The 20,734-nt window shown below is 38.1% G+C and carries 18 protein-coding genes, 2 tRNA genes, 1 other RNA gene and 1 other annotated feature; of the genes, 7 read left to right on the top strand and 14 right to left on the bottom strand.

Annotation, left to right across the window (positions count from 1 at the left end; all coding sequences use genetic code 11):
• Window positions 1-36: 36 nt before the first annotated feature.
• The 3 genes from BME96_RS00190 to tadA form a co-directional block, all read right to left on the bottom strand.
• On the bottom strand, window positions 37-228 hold the full coding sequence (locus BME96_RS00190) for an aspartyl-phosphate phosphatase Spo0E family protein (RefSeq protein WP_071647995.1): 192 nt from the start codon (window positions 226-228) through the stop codon (window positions 37-39).
• Between the two features lie 414 nt (window positions 229-642).
• Window positions 643-908, bottom strand: an RNA gene (gene ffs / locus BME96_RS00185) — signal recognition particle sRNA large type.
• A gap of 55 nt (window positions 909-963) precedes the next feature.
• Window positions 964-1,422 (bottom strand): tRNA adenosine(34) deaminase TadA, encoded by a 459-nt coding sequence (gene tadA / locus BME96_RS00180; protein WP_040953868.1) that lies wholly within the window; start codon window positions 1,420-1,422, stop codon window positions 964-966.
• A gap of 112 nt (window positions 1,423-1,534) precedes the next feature.
• Between tadA and BME96_RS00175 the strand changes: the two genes are divergently transcribed.
• Window positions 1,535-2,068, top strand: coding sequence for a cysteine hydrolase family protein (locus tag BME96_RS00175; RefSeq protein WP_071647994.1), 534 nt, complete (start codon window positions 1,535-1,537; stop codon window positions 2,066-2,068).
• A gap of 72 nt (window positions 2,069-2,140) precedes the next feature.
• The gene (locus BME96_RS00170; protein WP_071647993.1) at window positions 2,141-3,430 is read left to right on the top strand and encodes a glycoside hydrolase family 18 protein; all 1,290 of its coding nucleotides are present in this window, start codon (window positions 2,141-2,143) and stop codon (window positions 3,428-3,430) included.
• Window positions 3,431-3,578: 148 nt separating this feature from the next.
• Here BME96_RS00170 and BME96_RS00165 read toward each other — a convergent pair whose 3' ends face one another.
• Complete coding sequence (locus BME96_RS00165) at window positions 3,579-4,094, bottom strand: type 1 glutamine amidotransferase domain-containing protein (protein WP_019378901.1); 516 nt, start codon at window positions 4,092-4,094, stop codon at window positions 3,579-3,581.
• A gap of 70 nt (window positions 4,095-4,164) precedes the next feature.
• Window positions 4,165-4,602 (bottom strand): Rrf2 family transcriptional regulator, encoded by a 438-nt coding sequence (locus BME96_RS00160; protein WP_071647992.1) that lies wholly within the window; start codon window positions 4,600-4,602, stop codon window positions 4,165-4,167.
• 139 nt (window positions 4,603-4,741) lie between these two features.
• Here BME96_RS00160 and hmpA point away from each other — a divergent pair, with 139 nt between their 5' ends.
• The gene (gene hmpA / locus BME96_RS00155; protein ID WP_071647991.1) at window positions 4,742-5,968 is read left to right on the top strand and encodes an NO-inducible flavohemoprotein; all 1,227 of its coding nucleotides are present in this window, start codon (window positions 4,742-4,744) and stop codon (window positions 5,966-5,968) included.
• 286 nt (window positions 5,969-6,254) lie between these two features.
• Here the strand turns inward: hmpA and BME96_RS00150 are convergent, their stop codons facing one another.
• Together BME96_RS00150 and acsA are read right to left on the bottom strand one after the other, a co-directional pair.
• Window positions 6,255-7,427, bottom strand: coding sequence for a hydroxymethylglutaryl-CoA synthase (locus BME96_RS00150; RefSeq protein ID WP_071647990.1), 1,173 nt, complete (start codon window positions 7,425-7,427; stop codon window positions 6,255-6,257).
• A gap of 409 nt (window positions 7,428-7,836) precedes the next feature.
• A complete protein-coding gene (gene acsA, locus BME96_RS00145) occupies window positions 7,837-9,552 on the bottom strand; it encodes an acetate--CoA ligase (protein WP_071647989.1) in 1,716 nt (571 codons plus the stop codon).
• A 683-nt stretch (window positions 9,553-10,235) separates the two neighbouring features.
• On the opposite strand from acsA, the gene BME96_RS00140 reads away from it, so the two are divergent.
• Window positions 10,236-11,582 carry an IS4 family transposase gene (locus BME96_RS00140; protein WP_071647988.1) on the top strand — a complete coding sequence of 449 codons (1,347 nt, stop codon included), beginning with the start codon at window positions 10,236-10,238 and terminating at the stop codon, window positions 11,580-11,582.
• Between the two features lie 273 nt (window positions 11,583-11,855).
• Here the strand turns inward: BME96_RS00140 and BME96_RS00135 are convergent, their stop codons facing one another.
• Together BME96_RS00135 and BME96_RS00130 are read right to left on the bottom strand one after the other, a co-directional pair.
• The gene (locus tag BME96_RS00135) at window positions 11,856-13,091 is read right to left on the bottom strand and encodes a dicarboxylate/amino acid:cation symporter (protein WP_019377795.1); all 1,236 of its coding nucleotides are present in this window, start codon (window positions 13,089-13,091) and stop codon (window positions 11,856-11,858) included.
• Between the two features lie 108 nt (window positions 13,092-13,199).
• Window positions 13,200-13,275 (bottom strand) — tRNA-Arg (locus BME96_RS00130).
• 178 nt (window positions 13,276-13,453) lie between these two features.
• On the opposite strand from BME96_RS00130, the gene BME96_RS00125 reads away from it, so the two are divergent.
• Both BME96_RS00125 and BME96_RS00120 read left to right on the top strand, forming a co-directional pair.
• A complete protein-coding gene (locus BME96_RS00125; protein WP_019377796.1) occupies window positions 13,454-14,101 on the top strand; it encodes a deoxynucleoside kinase in 648 nt (215 codons plus the stop codon).
• Window positions 14,102-14,157: 56 nt separating this feature from the next.
• Window positions 14,158-14,841, top strand: coding sequence for a deoxynucleoside kinase (locus BME96_RS00120; RefSeq protein ID WP_019377797.1), 684 nt, complete (start codon window positions 14,158-14,160; stop codon window positions 14,839-14,841).
• Window positions 14,842-15,531: 690 nt separating this feature from the next.
• On the opposite strand, the gene tatA is transcribed toward BME96_RS00120, so the two are convergent.
• Together tatA and proC are read right to left on the bottom strand one after the other, a co-directional pair.
• On the bottom strand, window positions 15,532-15,753 hold the full coding sequence (tatA, locus tag BME96_RS00115) for a twin-arginine translocase TatA/TatE family subunit (RefSeq protein WP_019377798.1): 222 nt from the start codon (window positions 15,751-15,753) through the stop codon (window positions 15,532-15,534).
• Between the two features lie 272 nt (window positions 15,754-16,025).
• Window positions 16,026-16,838, bottom strand: coding sequence for a pyrroline-5-carboxylate reductase (gene proC / locus BME96_RS00110; protein WP_019377799.1), 813 nt, complete (start codon window positions 16,836-16,838; stop codon window positions 16,026-16,028).
• Window positions 16,839-16,886: 48 nt separating this feature from the next.
• Window positions 16,887-17,097 (bottom strand) — a binding site (T-box leader).
• Window positions 17,098-17,197: 100 nt separating this feature from the next.
• On the opposite strand from proC, the gene BME96_RS00105 reads away from it, so the two are divergent.
• Entirely contained in the window at window positions 17,198-17,956 is a 759-nt protein-coding gene (locus BME96_RS00105; RefSeq protein WP_071647987.1) for a GTP pyrophosphokinase, read from the top strand.
• A gap of 467 nt (window positions 17,957-18,423) precedes the next feature.
• Here the strand turns inward: BME96_RS00105 and BME96_RS00100 are convergent.
• The 3 genes from BME96_RS00100 to BME96_RS00090 form a co-directional block, all read right to left on the bottom strand.
• Window positions 18,424-18,516, bottom strand: a tRNA-Ser gene (locus BME96_RS00100).
• 153 nt (window positions 18,517-18,669) lie between these two features.
• The gene (locus BME96_RS00095) at window positions 18,670-19,872 is read right to left on the bottom strand and encodes a M20 family metallopeptidase (protein WP_019377801.1); all 1,203 of its coding nucleotides are present in this window, start codon (window positions 19,870-19,872) and stop codon (window positions 18,670-18,672) included.
• A gap of 28 nt (window positions 19,873-19,900) precedes the next feature.
• Window positions 19,901-20,719: a MetQ/NlpA family ABC transporter substrate-binding protein gene (locus tag BME96_RS00090; protein ID WP_071647986.1), complete on the bottom strand. Its 819-nt coding sequence runs from the start codon at window positions 20,717-20,719 to the stop codon at window positions 19,901-19,903.
• Window positions 20,720-20,734: the final 15 nt, after the last annotated feature.

The following is a 20,734-nucleotide window of genomic DNA, read 5'->3' as shown; positions in this document are numbered from 1 at the left end:
AAGGAAGGGTGACTTTTTATGTTGAAACGAGGTGACTTACATTGTCATGAAGCAGGCTTCTTGGTGTGTCATTTCCGAATGTTTATTTAACAGGTCATCAAGTTGTTGACTACACTCTACGGTTCGTTCATCGTTCAAACCATATTGCATTCCTAACATAATCATCTCCTGTTTCACCATAATGATATCAGTTATTAGTTTGTTTAAGGCTGGATCTTTTTGTACCATTTCGTCATTTCCTCCATATTTTTTATCCATTATTGTTCCTAGTACATTAGTACTTAAACACACGAGAGCAATTATGCCATTTTACTAAAAAAAAGCAAGGCTTTCTACAAAAAAAGTCAAAAAAAGCTAGTAATAGACAGTGCTTTGGCTGAATGAAGTTGAACACAAATAGTATAAATGGCCCTCATCTGGAAAATAATGTTTATCTTTGGAGTAGATTGCTGTCTAAATATAGAGCAGGGTGGAAGATTAATCAGCAGGAGGGAATTTTATTCCGCCTAGAACCATATTAACCGGATCGGAGGGAATTCTTCCTCATAGATGGTGTTCTCTGCAAATGGTAGAGAGTGACAATTTCTCACAAAACAATAAAAAATCTCCTGTCACTGACAGAAGATTTTCATTCTATGTATACCGTGCACCCATCGTTGATGGAAAGTCCCTATGCGTTACTTAAGTTCATGGCTCGGCTTAGGCGATCCCGCGGCACACAGAAATGTCCACTTACTGCTGCTTCCTTCCGGACCTGACAGGATTCATGGGTTTCTGTTGCGCAGGACCTAAGCGTCAACACCACTCCCTTAAGGCAGACCATAAAGACATTCCACCTCGGATGGGAATTCGACCTCGCTATAGCGGATTGCGAGTACAGGGCACCGCTACCTCCCCGCTTAGCACGGCATTAATTATTATAACTATTAATGGAGAGAAATGCAATGGAAAATAATTGAACCACTACTTTTTTCTGTTTCTTAATTGCTTAAAAAAATCTTTCAGGAGCATACTGCACTCTTTTTCCATTACTCCGCTTGTCAGTTCTACTTGGTGGTTAAAGCGAGTATCTTGCAACAAATTCATTAAGGAGCCTGCACATCCTGCCTTCGGGTCTGCCGCACCGTATACTACCCGCTTTATTCTTGATTGAACAATTGCCCCTGCACACATTGGGCATGGTTCCAAGGTTACGAAGAGCGTACAATCCTCTAAACGCCAACTGCCAATGGTTTGGTTTGCCTGTTCAATTGCAATAAGCTCCGCATGGGAAAGCGTAGTTTGAGAGCTCTCTCGCACATTATGTCCTGTTGCAATGATTTCGTTTTTAAATACAATAACTGCACCAATCGGGACTTCATTTATTTTATGAGCCTTTTTAGCTTCTTCTATTGCTTTTAACATAAATATTTCATCAAACATTAAAAACCTCTCCTTTCTTTAAGAAATTTGTTTTAAAAACTACAAAAAGGAAATAAATGAATATGGAATACCTAAGCTTTTACTTAGTCCAGTCCAAAAAAGGAGAATTTAAATGGAGAATACCCAAAACAATACTGCAGTTTTATTTGTTGATATTATAAATCATTTTGACTTCGAAGGTGGAGAGAAGCTATATGAACATACAAAGGAAATTCTTCCACACTTAAAAAAGCTTAAAAACTATGCGAGAGAAAATAACTTACCTATTATTTATGTAAACGACCACTATGGGTTATGGCAAGCAGACTTCCGAAAAATTATCGACCATTGCCATAATGATCGAAGTCAAGAAATCATTGAAGAGCTTAAACCAGATGATCATGATTACTTTCTTATTAAACCACAGCATTCTGCATTTTTCCAAACACCACTTCAATCATTACTAAATGAATTAGGCAAGACACATTTAATTATGGCAGGTATAGCAGGAGATATATGTATCCTATTTACAGCAAAAGACGCCTACATGTATCAATTTGATATGCATATCCCAAAAAATTGTATGGCGTCAGAGGAAACTGATAATAACAATTATGCTTTGTATCTAATGAGATCAGTCATGAAGGCAAATATAGATTCCTTTTAATCATGCAGGTATATAAAACCCCTTCCTCTCATAGTATGTAAGTAGCACATACGGAGAAGGAAGGTGACTTACTTGCAAATTCATGTCGTCCGGCAGGGAGATACAGTGTTCAGAATTGCTAATTTATATAATACATCAAGTCAGCAAATTATTAATGCCAATGAATTGGATGCACCAAACAACCTGGTGGTAGGTCAGGCACTTGTTATCCCGATCATTGGTCAATTTTACTTTGTAAAGCAAGGAGATACTTTGTACAGCATTGGACAACAATTTGGAATATCACCACAGGAACTAATTCAAATAAATAATTTACCTGCAAATTTTGTTCTTCCTGTGGGTTTTCGTCTATATATTCCACCACAACCCAAAAGAGTGATAACCTCTGTTGCGTATATTGAGCCTTCAGGGGATTCTGTGTCCCCTACATTAGAGAATGCAGCAGAAAAGACATCACCCTATCTAACTTATCTTGCAATATTCAGCTATAATGTAAACAGAGACGGCACATTGTCTCCCCCACCCTTAGGTAATTTGAAGCAAATAGCCGAGGGAGATAATACCAGTCTTATGCTCGTCGTAAGTAATTTAGAAGAGGGTTCTTTCAGTGCAGAGCTTGGCCACATCATTTTGACAGTGCAAGCTGTGCAAAATACATTATTGGATAATATTATCAATGTTGCTAAAGAAGTTGGCTTTAAGGATGTGCATTTTGATTTTGAATTTCTCAAGGCAGAGGACCGGGAAGCATATAATCGATTTTTACGGAAAGCGAAAGAACGTTTGTCCCAAGAAGGCTTAATGCTTTCCACTGCACTAGCACCTAAGACAAGTGCCACGCAGACCGGACAGTGGTATCAGGCGCATGATTATGCCGCACATGGCGAAATTGTAGACATGGTTGTTTTAATGACCTATGAATGGGGATATAGTTATGGGCCTCCTATGGCTGTCTCACCGATTAATGAGGTTAGAAAAGTAGTAGAGTATGCAATAACAGAGATACCTCCTGAAAAGATTTTGCTTGGTCAAAATCTATACGGGTATGATTGGACATTACCGTTTGTACAAGGTGGTCCTGCTGCCCGCGCGCTCAGTCCCCAGCAGGCAATTACTCTGGCGCGAAAAGAACAAGCTGAAATTCAATATGATACGACAGCACAGGCTCCCTTTTTTACGTATTGGGATGAAGCGGGAAAACAACACGAGGTATGGTTTGAAGATGCAAGATCCATTCAAGCCAAATTTAATTTAATTAAAGAATTAGGCTTACGTGGTATTGCATATTGGAAGCTTGGTTTAGCCTTTCCGCAAAATTGGCTATTATTAAATGATCAATTTACTATCACAAAACTTGAATAACAGTTCCCATTTAATAAGGATAATTTATCCGCAAAAATGAGTAGGTAAATAGATTACTTACATTCAGATCTACAAGCTAATAAGCCCCTCTGCTCATTGCAGAGGGGCTTAGTTATCTATGAGTTTATCTAAACTTAGGGGGTTAAGTTTATTTTAATAAATTTAATGCTTCACGGTTGAAGGCTGGAATATCATCCGGCTGACGACTGGTTACTAGCTGATCCTGGCAAACAACTACTTCTTTGTCTTCCACAGTAGCACCTGCATATTCCATATCTACTTGAATAGAAGTAAATCCTGTTGCTTTTCTTCCTTCAAGTGTCTTTGCTGTTATTAATAACTGTGGGCCGTGACAAATGGCAAAGACTGGTTTCTTTTCGTCCATGAAATGCTTAGCAAATTTCACAAAGCGCTCATCTGCACGTAATTGATCTGGTGAAAAACCACCCGGAATAAATAATGCGTCAAAATCAGTCGGTTTTACATCATCGATCGATGCATCAATTTTCACCGTTGCTTCTTTATTCTTACCAGTAACTTCTTTTCCCTTTTCCTTTTCAATTGTTACAACCTCATGACCAGCCTCTTTAAAAGCCTTTGCCGGATCTGTATATTCAACATCTTCAAACATATCTGTTAGTACAGTTGCTATTTTTTTACCCATTATCGATACGCTCCTTTAGTTGAGTTATTACATAACTATATCTTCCCACTCCCACAAATTTAAAACATAGTTATTTTAATCCCATTAATTGACGGAGCTCTTCTTCATTATGAATTAAATCTGCAATTGTATATTCATCCAACACCTTAAAAAAGGCTTGAAGTGCTTTATTTAATGCATGCTTTAATGTACAGCCAGGAGAAATAACACAATGATTTGTTTCTTTATCAAAACATTCCAAAATAGTAAAGTCGCTCTCCAACATTCGCACAATCCTGCCTACATTCATTTCATCTGCAGGTTTTGCCAATCGGATTCCGCCATTTCTCCCACGAATAGATTCTACTAATTCCAGCTTGGTTAATTGATGTACGATCTTTCCTAAATGATGTGTAGAAATATTGTAAACAGAAGAAATCTCTTTAATACTAGCAAGCTCTCCTTCTTTCTTCATGCCTGTAAAGATGAGGACACGCAATCCATAATCCGTATATTTTTTTAAATTCATTATAATCTGCTCCTTGTTACTATCTTCACATAATTGTAACATAAATCGGCGTTTTCACTGTTGTCATAGTGTTTACTTCATTATACAATAAACATGTATTCAAAATACATCTTTTAATTTTCAAAGGGAGTGCTTTGTTATGACTACTCAAACAGTTGGATTAGATAAGGGAACAAAGGATATTATTAAAGCTACTGTACCGGTTCTACAAGAACATGGTGCTGAAATTACAAAACGTTTTTATGAATTAATGCTGGGAAATCATCCAGAACTAAAGAATATTTTTAATCAGACAAACCAACGAAAAGGCGATCAGCCAAAAGCGCTGGCAAATACGGTTTATGCAGCAGCTGCCAATATTGATCATTTAGAGGTAATTCTACCCCATGTAAAGCAGATTGCACATAAGCACAGAAGCCTGAATATTAAGCCTGAGCAATATCCGATTGTTGGAAAGCATTTATTATTAGCCATCAAAGATGTGTTGGGGGACGCAGCTACTGATGATATTATTAATGCATGGGAAAAAGCATATGGTGTAATCGCTGATATATTCATCAGTGTGGAGAAGGAAATGTATGAGGAAACACTTAATAAGACCGGCGGATGGGTTGATTTTAGAGATTTTAAAGTGTTCAAAAAGGTGAAAGAAAGTGATGTTATTACATCTTTCTATTTGGAACCAGTAGATGGCATGCCATTTCCTATTTATCAACCAGGGCAATACATTACAGTAAAAGCAGAAATAGAGGGAGAAAAGTATAATCATCTTCGTCAATACAGCTTATCTTGTGCCCCTGGTGAAGGATATTATCGAATAAGCGTAAAACGTGAGGACTCTATTGGCGATTTGCCTGCAGGTGTTGTATCTACTTATTTACATGAACAAGTAGAAGAAGGCTCTATTTTACCAATTAGTGCTCCATCTGGAGATTTCTACTTGGAAAAGAATGATACTCGTCCATTAATACTAATGAGCGGAGGCGTAGGTCTCACTCCAATGGTTAGTATGTTGGAAACGGTAATTAAAGAGCAACCAGATAGAAAAGTAGTATTCATTCATGCAGCTCAATCAAGTAAAGTTCATGCAATGAAGGATAGAATAACAGAAATTAGTAAGCAACATATCAATGTAGAAAGTTATATCGTGTATGATAAACCATGTGAAGGTGATGCATGTGATAAAGTTGGATATATTGATGCGGAATGGCTAAAAGAAATTTTACCAACTAACGACGCAGCATTTTACTTCTGTGGACCAAAAGGATTTATGCGTGCAGCTTATCAGAACTTGAAAAAGTATCAGGTAGAGGATCAGGATATTCATTTTGAAATATTCGGACCAGCAGAAGATATCACAGCTTAAAGAAAAAAGCGCAAGTAACCAGTAATGGTTGCTTGCGCTTTTATGTTGGTTCTAATATATATGTTGGGGTTACTCAATGATTCGTAGAAGATATACTACGAACTAACTTGGAAGGGCTTGTAAACTACCGATTAGTTTGCTCGACTGCCGATTATCTCGATCTCCTGCCGATTAGTTTGTTCTCCGGCTGATAGTTTCGCTCTCCTACCGATTGTTCCCACACTAGTTCACATTTCCCTCCGACTACGTTTTCACCCCAAACATTTGCAGGAGAACCTTCATACATTTAGTCTAATTTATTTATATATTGTCGCTTATTGTCAGTGATTCCAGCTAAACAGATAGGTGCCGGGTCCTGCTTTACATCCAACTCTATCGTAGAGCCATCAGTTGGTAATGTGTTGGAAAAAATCTCTTCATACTGCTCTACTGATAATTCTTCTCTGGATGAGAACAATTTAGCATGTTGCTCCGTATTTAAGTGAGCTCGGTAATTCGGCTGTAAAACTCCTGTAAAAAACTCACCTACAGCACCGGAACCATAACTAAAGAAGCCGATTCGAGCACCTGCTTTTAAGCTCTCCTGTTGTTCAATAAGTGATAAGAAACTTAAATAGAGCGAACCGGTATAGATATTACCAACTCTGCGGTTATATTGCGTACTTGTTTTATAATTCTCCAATAAGCGCTCTTTGTCTTGCTCTTCAGCCTCATCAATTACCGTGCGTAAAGCTTTCAATCCCATTTTTGTATATGGAAGGTGATAACAAATCGCCTCAAAATCAGCTAATTGAAGTCCTGTTTTCTCTTTATACTGCTCCCATACTTTTTGGAAAAATAGAATATATTGCTCATTAGAGAACTTACCATCTACAAATGCCTGTTCTGAATATATAGGTCTCCAAAAATCCATAATGTCATTTGTTAAATAAACATCTTCATTTTCAAGTGCAAGAATTCCGGGATTAGCACCGATTAATAAGGCAACAGCACCTGCTCCCTGTGTCGCTTCTCCAGAAGTGTTTAAACCGTAACGAGCGATGTCAGATCCTAATACCAATACCTTACTTTCAGGATGTAAAGCGACATGTCCTTTGGCCATTTGAATAGCAGCAGTGGCGCCATAGCACGCTTGCTTCACTTCTATTGCACGCGCTTGGGGCTTCAAACCAAGCAATTTATGTACATAAACTGCTCCTGATTTAGAATGGTCAATACCTGATTCTGTACCAAAGATAACAAAATCTATTGCTTTTTTGTCCTCTTCGCTAATAATTTGTAGTGCTGCATTTGCAGCTAAGGTAACAGAATCCTGGGTGATGGGTGCAAGTGCCATCTCTTCTTGCCCAATTCCAATTGTAAACTTTTCCGGTTCGACATTTCTTGCTACAGCCAAATTATTCATATCAACATATTGATGTGGTGTATAAAATCCTATTTTATCTATCCCAATTTCCATACTATTTACTCCCTTATAAAAAATATTCTGGACACTCATTTATAATTAAACAAAATTCTTCTTTGTTAGACATTAATATACAATTAGCTTACTCCAATACACTCTATAATAATACGATTAGAGATGAAAAACAATTAATGGAACGCTAGAAAGAGAATTAATTAATCTTGTTTCTCTCCCTATGCATTAGCGTTTAGAAGTTACAACAAGGGATAGATGCCGAGTATAATTATTACGCTCAGCAGGAGGGAAGTATGTTCACCTTAGTGACTCTGGGTTAGGAGGGGAAAATTTTTTGCCGTTATATAAAAGCAGTGCCCGTATGTTAGCACTAACTAAGACTTCACTAAATCACACAGAAAAAAACGCTGGTATAATACCAACGTTTTCTTCATTCTTTTTATTCTTATTACTCCTCTAATGTTGACGTGTCACCTGTTGGTAAGCCGAGTTCCCAAGACTTCAGAAGACGACGCATAATCTTACCACTTCTGGTTTTTGGAATGGAATCTCTTATTTCCATTTCCCTTGGTGCGGCATGTGCACTTAAACCTGTTTTAACAAATTGTCTTATTTCTTCCAACAGATCATCTGATTCCTCGTAGCCATCATTTAGCGTAATAAATGCCTTAATAATTTCGCCACGTTCCGGATGTGGCTTACCAATTACCCCAGCTTCCGCCACTGCAGGATGTTCAATTAATTTACTCTCTACTTCAAATGGCCCAACACGCTCACCAGATGTATTGATAACATCATCCAAACGTCCCTGGAACCAGAAATAGCCATCTTCATCTTTGTATGCACTGTCTCCGGATACGTACCATCCATTAATAAAGTAGCTCTCGAATTTTTCAGGTCTCTTCCAAACAGCACGCATCATGGCTGGCCATCCTTCTTTAATAGCCAAGTTACCCATTTGATTTGGTGGCAGTTCATTTCCTTCATTATCCACAATGGATGCTTCTACACCCGGAATAGGTTTACCCATTGAGCCAGGTCTTATTTCCATGGAAGGTAAATTAACGATTAGCTGGGCTCCCGTTTCTGTCATCCACCACGTATCATGGATACGTAAATCAAATGCTTTTAATCCCCATGTTACGACTTCTGGATTTAATGGTTCCCCAACACTCATAATGTGTCTTAAAGAAGAAAGATCATGCCGCTTCACAGCTTCCTCACCAGCACTTACCAGCTTTCTTAACGCGGTTGGTGCGGTATACCATACTGTCACTTTAAATTTTTCAATTGTGCCATACCAGTCATCTGGTGTAAATCTGCCACCACGCACTACATTTGTGACTCCATGCAGCCAAGGAGCAAATATACCGTAACTTGTTCCTGTTACCCAGCCTGGATCTGCTGTACACCAATACACATCATCCTCTTCCAAGTCCAGCACCCATTCACCAGTAGCGTAATGCTGAATCATGGCATTATGAACATGGTAAACACCTTTTGGTTTGCCAGTAGATCCTGACGTGTAGTGTAATAACATTCCATCTTCCAAATCGAGCCATTCGATAGCAAAATCCTTTGATGCTGATTTCATTTCCTCATGGTAATCAATGTATTGTTCGCCACTTTCATTATTTTCACCAACTAGAATAATTTTTTCTAGTGATGGGAGATCTTCTTGTGGCACTCGATATAATAGATCTGGTGTAGTAATAAGTACAGTTGCTTCACTATCCTGCAAACGATCACGTACCGCTTGCTCCATAAATGCTTCAAATAATGGGCCTGCAATTGCACCTGTTTTTAAAATACCAAAGAAAGCAGCGTAAAATTCAGGGCTTCTTGGCATGAATAAAAACACTCTATCACCTTTTTTTACATCATACTTTTTTAATACATTTGCAAACTGATTACTTTGCTTACTTAAATCTGAGAAAGTAAGCTTTTCCTCTCGATCAGGAGAAGAATATAACAATGCCGTCTTATCCTTTTTCTCTGGATTCTCTGCATGGCGGTCTATTGCTTCATAAGCCATGTTTACTTTCCCTGTTTCATTCCAGGAGAAATTCTTTTTCATATCTTCCCAAGAAAATTGTTCACGCATTTTTTCATAGTTTTTTAGATTATGATTTCCTTCTCTTGCCGGTATTTTCTGCACATCCATCTAATCACCTCATCCTTAATTATGAAACCGATTCCAACAAACGGTTAATTATAAATAGTTAAAACATTTTGGTAACTAATTTCTATTTTAGAATATTTTGTGACAATTTTAAAGTAATATAATCCATTAAATGAAATTTCCCTGTAAGAAAGTCAATAAACCTTGTTTATTTCTATATTGCATATGTTAGGGTTCAAACGCTACCTCGTCCATTCATAGTAGGAGGAAACTGCGACGTAACTTTATTGATGAAAAGCTCAATGAAATATTTGAGGAGAAGTGCCCCATTGATTTCCGTTTCAGGCGGACGCTTTCCGCCGGCATGGCCTCAGCCGCTTCCTCCGCTACGCTCCGTCCAGGGTCTTCGCCTCATGCTATTCCGGCAGGAGTCACCGACCTCCACTCCAATCAATTTGTATCTGCTTTAAACCATAAATAGCGGGTTAATATCTAACCACTTTTCCAGTGTAGGAAAAACACGAAGACTCCTGTGGGAAAAGCAACAGGGCTTTTTGATGGGGCGAGTAATCGCAGCCCCAGCTGAAGATCCCGCAGGAAGTGGTTTTCTTCCGAGGAAGCTGAAGCGTTGCCCCATAGCCGTCAAGTTAAGCAGAATATTTTAAAACCCAAAAAGTTATTCGTTATTCTGACATTATAAATGGAATAATTTGGAGGGATTACGTATGGCTAAGCAATATTATTTTGACTCGTTTGTAAAAAGTGTGCTCGATATTTTATCTATTTCTGAACTTCGCAATATTGCTCGAGAATCAGGTTTTGTACAACGATTGAAGAAGATAATGCCGGAAGATTTCTTAAGTATATGTGCCTTCTTACATGAAAAAGTTGGTACGGAGGGGTTAGGACAGCTATGTGCTTCCCTTTCTCGTGAATCAGAAATATCCATATCAAAACAAGCCTTACATCAACGATTAGATGAGAAAGGAGTAGCCTTTTTAAAGCAGGTTTTTATGCAGTTAGTGGAGAAACAACAAATGTTGTCGTTACCTTCTCCATCCGATTATCCTTTTTCTCGGATCCGCATCTTAGATGGCACCTCCTTTCAAGTAAAGAAGAAAACCCCGAGTTATTATGATGGAGTGAAAATCCAATTAGAGTATGAAGTGTATCAAGGGAAATTTTTGCATACGTTGTTCTATGGTCCAAGAGACAGTGATCACGATGCGGCTGAAGAATTGGCAGATACAATAGAAGAAGGGGATCTTATCTTGCGTGACCTCGGCTATTTCTCAGGAGATCACTTTAAAAAAATAGATCGAGCAGGAGCCTATTATATTACTCGCGTTCCTGCCAATATGACCTATTGGACTTTGGATGACAAGCAACGACGAATCCAAATAAAGCCCGAAGAGGATGCCATGCATCTAGCTCCAGGAGAGATACAGGATTATGGGTTCATTCAATTAGGTGTTAAGGGAAAAAATACATTCCATGCCCGTGTAGTCGTACAACGGTTAACCGAGGAGCAACAAAAACAAAGAGATACCTATTTAAAAGAAAGAAGACGGAAAGGGGGGCATACCCAATCCGCCAACAAGAAGAATCATATCCAAATTCTTGCCACCAATATAACACAAGAAGAAATGGATGAGCAAACCTTGTATCCTATCTATTCCTTGCGTTGGCAAGTGGAGATTCTCTTTAAGACATGGAAATCGTTATTTGAAATTAATGATGTGCAGGAAATGAATACCGCCCGCTTTTACTGTCATTTATATGGGACTTTAATTCATATTCTTCTTTCTTCGATGATTGCTTTTCAGTGCCGTTACTGCCTTTACGAAAGGTATCAACTAGAAGGGAGTGAGTACAAATGTATCAACCATGCGAGAAACGCAATAATAGAGACGAGGGGGTATTCACTCTATCACCTTTCTTCTTTGAAAGCGCTCATCGATAATATTTACCAGAACATATACCGGCATGGAAGGAAAGATCACCGTTGTCGGCATAAAAGTCCTTTTGATGTCTTAAACATTGCGTATAAAGTACATTTCCGTGCCGCGTAGTAAAAGTGTAAAAACGAAAACAAATGGCCATAAAAGAATATGGATTAAACTGGAAAAATATGTTTGTATTTTCATTGCACCATACAACTTTTTTCTTAGCTTGACGGCTATGAGCGTTGCCCACGGAAAGCGGAGTGTGTTTTCCGCAACGACCGCTTAGAGTACTATTAAGTTACGTCGCAATATATCTATTTTGCGAATTAATGAGTAATCCAAACATATATAGTAGAACATTAAAAGAGCCATGCTCCTTAGAGAAGCATGGCTCTTGATTTATATTTTTGATTTACTCTTTTTACTTTCTATTCGCTTATCATGCTCTGAGATAATATAAGCACAGGTTGCGTCCCCGGTTATATTCAAGGAAGTTCGCAGCATGTCCAATAATCGGTCAACACCAATAATTAGAGCAATACCTTCTACAGGAAGACCAATTTGCTTTAATACCATTGAAAGCATAATTAAACCAACCCCTGGTACACCAGCAGTTCCGATACTTGCTAGTGTTGCAGTTAGAATGATCATAAGAATATCATTGAAGCCCAAGGAAATGGCATATACTTGCGCAATAAACACCGTAGCTACTGCCTGCATAATTGCAGTGCCATCCATATTAATTGTCGCTCCAAGTGGCTGAACAAAGCTACTAATGGACTTTTTTACACCAAGTCGTTCTTGGGCCATCTTCATGGATACAGGCAATGTAGCACTGGAACTCGATGTACTAAAGGCAACAGACATTGCCGGGAAAAATTCCTTATAAAACTTTAGTGGACTAGCCTTACCAATTCCCTTGATTGCCAGGCTGTATGTAACTGCACCGTGAATGATCAAGGACAAAATTACTGCAACCATATACATAAACATGGAACCTAGTGCATCTAATCCTGCATCACCAATTGCTGATGCAATAAGCGCAAACGCACCATATGGAGCCGTTCTCATAATACCATTAACAAGGAAAATCAAAATATCATTTGCTTGCTCAAATAAACGATAAATGCCTGCCGTTTTTTCTCCCAGCACAGCAAGGGCAACCCCAATGAATATGGCAAATGCAATAATTTGCAGCATATCTCCAGATGTCATCGCTTCTAGTGGATTCGATGGAATAATATTAACCAAGGTCTCCATAATTGGCGGCGGGGATTCTGCTGAATAATCCGCATTACTTGTGTCAAAAACACCTGCTTTTCCTGGTTCCAGCAAATAACCTACTCCTAAGCCAATACTTAAGGCAATAGCAGTGGTAACAAGGTAGAATACAATTGTTTGCATACCTATTCTTCCTAGCTTTGCAGGATCACCAAGCCCTGCAGTACCTAAAACAATAGACACAAATACGATAGGTACAACAATCATCATGATGAGGTTTAAGAATATCTGGCCAACAGGCTCAAGTGCATATTTATTTACTCCGTGAAATAGATCTGGAGAAGAAAAGCTTAGACCGATCCCTACAATTACCCCTAAAGCGAGAGCAATTAGTATCTTTTTAGTTAGACTCATAGCTGCAATCCTTTCTATTTGTAGATTAGTAGATTAAAAAAAACGAAAGGTAAATCTTTTGTATTGGGTAGGATGGTTGGGTAACTGGTTGGAAGTACGTATTGGAATTGGCGCCCCCGGCAGGATTCGAACCTGCGACACACGGTTTAGGAAACCGATGCTCTATCCCCTGAGCTACGGGGGCTTATATGAGATGGTCCATTAAACAAGAGAAGGATGCTGCAATTTTATCAGCACTATTCATTATACAAAAAGGTGACATAAAAGAAAAGAGTAATCTTTACCAAATGGTATCTAGGACTTTTATATGTTAAAATAATTTACATCTGTTTTTAATTTTGGATTGGATTGGAGGAGTCTGTATGACAGGAGTTCCCTTTATGGCAATCGAAGGGCCGATAGGTATTGGGAAAACCTCCCTTGCAAAAAAACTTTCTGTTCATTATGATGTCCATTTATTAAGAGAAATTGTCGAGGAAAACCCATTTCTCGGTAAATTCTATGAAGATATAGATGAGTGGAGCTTTCAAACGGAAATGTTCTTTTTATGCAATAGATTTAAACAATTGGAAGATATAGAGAAAAAGTATCTCAAAGAGAATAAGGCAGTTATTGCTGACTACCATATATCAAAAAATATGATATTTGCAAAACGAACGCTTCAAGCTGATAAAATTGATAAATACGAACAAATTTATCATATTCTTACGGATGATATGCCTGTTCCAAATATGATGATTTATTTACATGCAAGTCTTGATACCATTTTGGACCGTATTCATAAGCGTGGTAGGGATATTGAGCAAAATATTAAGCCATCCTATTTAGCACAGTTGGCACAGGATTATGAGGATTATATGAATGAATTTGAAATTCTCCACCCCGACATTCCAGTTATTCGTATTAATGGAGATGAAATAGATTTTGTTCAAAATCAGAATGACCTCGAGGCAATCATCTCACTTGTTGATAAAAATATGAACAAAATGAATACCCAAAAAATGAAATAGTAATAGACGTCCTAATTTTAATTAATCCTATTTTTTAGTAAAAGGAGAACAACAAAATGAATTTGAGAGATAAATACCTCATTCCAAATGACAGCATTATCACCATTGCTGGAACAGTAGGTGTAGGTAAATCAACGATGACTAATGCCTTAGCTGATGCATTGCAATTTAAAACTTCCTTTGAAAAGGTTGAAACTAATCCATATTTGGAGAAGTTTTATGCTGACTTTGAACGTTGGAGTTTTCATCTGCAAATCTATTTCCTTGCAGAACGTTTTAAAGAACAAAAGAAGATATTTGAGTATGGGGGCGGCTTTATCCAGGATCGTTCCATTTATGAGGACACGGGAATCTTTGCTAAGATGCATTATGATAATGGGACAATGTCACAGACAGATTATGAGACCTATACAAATTTATTTGACGCGATGGTTATGACACCCTACTTCCCGCATCCAGACCTGCTTATTTATTTAGAGGGTTCATTTGATGAAGTGATGCAACGCATTCAACTGCGCGGAAGGGAAATGGAAAAGAATACACCTATAGCGTATTGGGAAGAAATGTATACCCGCTACCAAAATTGGATTGACAATTTTAATGCCTGTCCTATTCTTAGAATAAATATATCTGATTATGATTTAATGAAAGAGAAAAATTCCGTAGAACCAATTCTCGAGAAGATTGGCCATTTTATTCAACAATCCAGACGCTGGAAAACACGGGAAAGCATACGATAAAAAATGGGGCATTGGCATGTGATTTTTAGTAGTTGGAGGAAACTGCAAACTAGGGTGGGGAAAATCTGCCGGAGAATAGATTAATCGGCAATAGAGCTGGAATATCCGCTGGAGGATAGTTTAATCAGCAGCAGAGCTGGAATATCCGCCGGAGAACAAATTAATCAGCAGCAGAGCTGGAATATCCGCCGGAGAATAGATTAATCAGCAGCAGAGCTGGAATATCCGCCGGAGAACAAATTAATCAGCAGCAGAGCTGGAATATCCGCCGGAGAATAGATTAATCAGCAGCAGAGCTGGAATATCCGCCGGAGAACAAATTAATCAGCAGCAGAGCTGGAATATCCGCCGGAGAATAGATTAATCAGCAGCAGAGCTGGAATATCCGCCGGAGAACAAATTAATCAGCAGCAGAGCTGGAATATCCGCCGGAGAATAGATTAATCAGCAGCAGAGCTGGAATATCCGCCGGAGAACAAATTAATCAGCAGCAGAGCTGGAATATCCGCCGAAGAACAAGATAATCGGTAGGAGACATTCGCAAACTAGCTACCATACGTTTTTTCCCGAATTACTAAATCACTGAGCAACTCCAATATATATATTAGAACCACTAAGTAAAACTAAAAATCTCTTATAAAAAAGCTGTTTGATGCACAGGGAAAATCCAGTTACATCAAACAGCTATTATTATTTATCATCTTTTGAATTTGAAGTATCGTCTTTAACATCCTTCTTTTCCTTGCTATTCGTCTCGTCATCGCTCATTAAGTCATTGGCTGAATTTTTAAACTCACGCAATGTCTGACCTGCTGCTTTTCCGATCTCTGGTAACTTTTTTGGACCAAAGATGATGAGAGCCAAAACAATAATAAGAATCAAGCCAGGAACACCTATACTGCCTATTCCCATTGCTTTCACCTCCATTAGTAGACCAGTCTTATTAAAACGTATCATTACAAGACCAAAAATTATTAACTAATAAGCATAGTCTATATTTGTATTGTATCATGGTTTAATAGGACTAGCATACCCCAAATAAAGAAAATAAAAGCACTTATTATTCCGTATAACTTACGAATGAGAATACAAATAATTTAATGAAAAACATTTTTATACTGAGATGATTATTTTTTTAGAAGCATATTACCTTTGCACCTTCAGCATCTTATTTTTCTCTAACGTTATTTACTTTTCCCCAGCTCAATGGATCGATCATGTGCGCTTTTCACACATTCCATTACAGCGTGTTGAAAGTCATTCCGTTGTAATGCTTCAATCCCCGCTTGAGTCGTTCCTGCTGGACTCGTAATTTTCTTTCTCAATACTTCCGCTGATTCCCCAGAAGACTTTAACATTTCTCCTGCTCCTAAAACAGTTTGGGTAATTAACGCTTTAGCAGTGGAAGGATCTAATCCCGACTCTACCGCAGCCTTTTCCATTGCTTCAACAAGAAAATAAATATATGCAGGTCCACTTCCTGAAATACCTGTCACAATGTGCATTTCATCCTCTTTTACAATTGCTGTCGTGCCTATCGTTGCAAATAGGGCCTCTGCTTCTTTGACATGACTTTCTGTAGCATGGTTACCCGCAGCAATTGCAGTTGCTGAAAATCCGATAGATGCAGATGTATTCGGCATTGCACGAATTACCGGTGCGTTTTTACCGACCAATTTACTAATATAGTCCGTAGATATGCCGGCAATGACAGAAATAATGACTTGCTCTGGTTGAATATAAGGTCTGATCGACTCTACCGCCGCTTCCAAATCATATGGTTTGGTGGCCAGAATAATGATATCTGTCCCCTCAATTACCCTTTCTTTATCTGCAATACTTTGGATCTGATATTTTTTTTCTAATCGTTCCATGCGTTCTTTATTATTTTTGTTTGTCACGATTACATTCTCTTTATTAAATATATTTGCTTTAACAATACCAGATATAATAGCTTCTGCCATAGACCCGGCTCCGATAAATGCTATTTTTTTCATAATTTGCCCTCCTGATTTTAAAATAAAAAAAATCCCTTCATCCCTCAATATAAGGACGAAAAGATTTCCGCGGTACCACCTATTTTGGCATGCGTAAACATGCCCGACTTTTATTGATAACACAGCTTACTGTGGTTAGGTTTAATCTAACAACTCCCAGGTAGGTTCATACATGTCTATATCGATGGAATCTTTCAGCCGATGAATTCCAATCTCTTTCGATCGAACAATGTATTACTGGTCTGATCATCGTTTGTTTATTTACTTGTATAAGTATGTAATATAAGCGTTGTAATTAAAAATGTCAAGCATGCATGCAAAATTAGATGAAATAAGCTACTATAGAGGAGAAAAGTAACATGGAATGGAAGAGGCGAATACGAATGAGTGATCAAAACCTCCAGCAACTAATAACTGTCAAAAATGAAATGACCCGTTTTATGATGACATATAAGTTTGGCATGGATGAGATGAATACGAAGTTGAATATATTGAAGGAAGAATTTCAGCACTTTCATGAATACAATCCTATTGAACATATAAAAACAAGGCTTAAATCTCCTGAAAGTATTTTGAAAAAAATGTACCGAAAAAACTTAGAGATTACCCTGCCATCTATTAAAAAGAATATCCAAGATATTGTTGGCATACGAATCGTATGCTCATTTATTTCTGATATATATAGAATCAGTGAAATGTTGAAGCAACAAAAAGATATTACGTTTATTAAAATTAAAGATTACATAAAGCATCCGAAGTCAACTGGCTATCAAAGCTTGCATATCATTGTTTCTATTCCTGTCTATATGTCTGATCGAAAAGAAGAAGTTTTTGCAGAGATTCAAATTCGGACAGTGGCCATGGACTTTTGGGCAAGCTTAGAGCATAAAATTTATTATAAATATAATAAGGAAATACCAGAAAGATTAACAAAGGAGCTTGTTGATGCAGCAAGGGTGGCTTCCGAGCTTGATCACAGAATGGAACAGCTGCATAAAGAAGTAAATCATATTAAAGAAGCAGAACAAGAACGTGAGCTGCAAGTACTTCAGGTGAACAACGAAAATTTCCACCTTCCCATGGGATTATTAACATCTTTTATAAAGGAAGAGGAATAGAAGATTGCTATCCTTTTTCTTATTTGGCTAAAAAGGACCTATGGCAAATGTTGAGGTAAAACATATTTTGTTCATTCATAGTTGAAGGTAGAAGATACTTCTCCAATTATTAAATACCTTTAATCAATTAATACCATATACCAATTGATGGGGATGGAAGATGGCAATTTAAGAACGCAACGTCCTGGAGCTGGGGCTGCGCTTACTCGCCCCACCAACCCCCTCTGTGGAACGATTGCATGACCAACGTCCTCGAAAAAGAAAACCACTTTTTCATCGTGCGATGTTTCTCTTAGAAGCTTTCCTTGTCCTGTTAGCCCACGAAATAGCATGAGCTGAAGACACTAAACGGAGCGAAGTGTATTTCCCGAATCACTGAATAACCACAATATATATTTAAACACTAAAAAAACCGTTACAAATGTAACGGTTTTTCATATCTCCAAAATTTATGCGCTTAGTTAAAATGGAGGAGGTAGAGGGATTCGAACCCCCGCGCGGTTTGACCCGCCTGTCGGTTTTCAAGACCGATCCCTTCAGCCAGACTTGGGTATACCTCCGTGACGACAAGATATAATATATCATGCATCATTTTTACTGTCAATTATTTTTGTAGATTTTTTTATTCATAAGTGAAAGTCTTAATTTTCTTTATAGTTAAAGAGATGGAATATGAATACTTCCATCCCTTTATTTGTAAACTAATGCCTAATTTACTTCGTGCGTTTATCAAATTCTTCTTTTATTTTAGGGTAGATTTCCTTATTCGTAAGTAGCTCAAGAATTGTCAGCGCAATTGCTTTTGCACCAGTAATTAAAGCTTGATCACCCTTTTCTGATCGTGCAGCTTCCCTAAATTCCACTGTATGTCCAATTAAGTCACTAGAACCAATTTTAATGTGAGGATGAATTGTCGGAACAACTTGACTTATATTACCTGCATCTGTGGAACCGAGGGCTGTTTTTTTCTCTAATTTAACCTTTTCCCCTAATCCTTCAACCACTTCTTTGAATACCTGATCGAAAGAATCGTTAAGAATAAAGTTGTCTACTTCGTTTTGAAAGGCCGTAACTTTTACAGTCGCACCAGTAGTCAAAGCAGCTCCTTCGGCAATTGCCTTTACCTTTTTAGTTACTTCATCTAATACTGGTCTGGAGGCTGCCCGCAAATAAAATTTTGCTTTCGCATATGCTGGTACAATATTAGGAGCATCCCCTCCATGTGTGATAATGCCATGGATGCGTACATCTGATGGTAAATGCTGGCGCAGTGCATTTATACCGTTAAACAACTGTAATACACCATCCAATGCATTAATCCCTTTTTCCGGGTGGGCAGAAGCATGAGCAGGTTTCCCAAAGAATTCAAAGTCCAATGGATCAACAGCCAGGGTAGGGCCAGTCAGACTTGTATCAGCCCCTGGATGGAGCATAATAGCTGCATCCAGGTCTTTGACTAAACCAGCTTTAACAAAGCTTCCTTTTGCACTTCCATTAGGACCTCCTTCTTCTGCGGGTGTACCAAGTACGACAAGCTCTCCTCCTATTTCATCAATAACCTTACTTAAAGCAACAGCGGCTGCCACACTCGTTGTACCAATAATATTATGGCCGCAAGCATGCCCTATTTCCGGTAAGGCATCATATTCAGCTAGGAAACCAATTGTCAGACCATCGAGTATTCCTTTTTTTCTTGCCAGAAAAGCAGTTTCATGACCAGCTACACCTTTTTCAACCAGAAATCCTTCTTCAACAAGAATGTTAACTAATTGTTCTGAAGCAAAATATTCTTCATTACCTATTTCAGGCCGATCATGAATGGCATGACTTGTTTGAATATAGCGCTCTTTATTTTCCTCAATATTTTCAGAAATACGTTTTTTGATTTCTTCTAAACTCTTAGCTATTACTGTCATTTTTTTCACCTCTACCTTTTCTTTTAAATTAATGTCCGATTTCACTTAATGGAACAAAGGTTGGAATGGAATTACCATCACGTTCTTCAATGATAAAATCTGCTACATCCTCTGTTTGATATATCTCAGCTAGTTTTTTAAGTGTTTTATTATCTTTGTCTTTTTCCTGAACAGCAATAATGTTAATGTATGGTGTCGCTGTCTCATCCTCATGGTAGATGGAATCCTCCAATGGACTATAGCCTGCATCTACAGCAATACCGTTATTTATAATAGAAGCGTCTACATCTGGTAATACTCTCGGTGTTTGCCCTGCAACCAACAATTCAAAATTTAAGTTTTTAGGATTCTCAACTATTTTATCAAGGGAACCATTCCCATCGAAGTCTTCCTCCAACTTAATCAAACCTGCATCCTGTAATAACAGTAATCCACGACCCATGTTCGTTGCTTCATTTGGTAATGCAATCGTTCCTCCCTCAGGAATACTCTCAACACTATCATGCTTTTCGGAATATAATCCCATTGGTGCAATAACCGTAGTGGCTATAGGTGTTAAATCCAATTCATGCTCTTTAATAAATGCATCAAAATAGGAAACGGTCTGGAAAGCATTTGCATCAATTTCTCCTTCAGCTAGTGCCATGTTTGGTTGCACATAATCAGAGAATCGAACAATTTCAACATCTATCCCCTCCTCCTTGGCTTTTTCAGCAACATAATCCCAAATAGTTGTATCTGAACCACTAATACCTACCTTTACTTTTGTAGCAGCCTCGCCGCTTGAGCAAGCACTAATAACAAGGGTTACGAATGAAAGTAATAAAAATAGACCAAATTTCTTCATGTTTGTTCTCTCCTT

The organism is Virgibacillus halodenitrificans, assembly GCF_001878675.1.
Classification (GTDB): Bacteria; Bacillota; Bacilli; order Bacillales; family Amphibacillaceae; genus Virgibacillus_Q; species Virgibacillus_Q halodenitrificans.
Note: the sequence above shows the minus strand (reverse complement) of the source record. Positions and strands in the feature narration are given on the sequence as shown.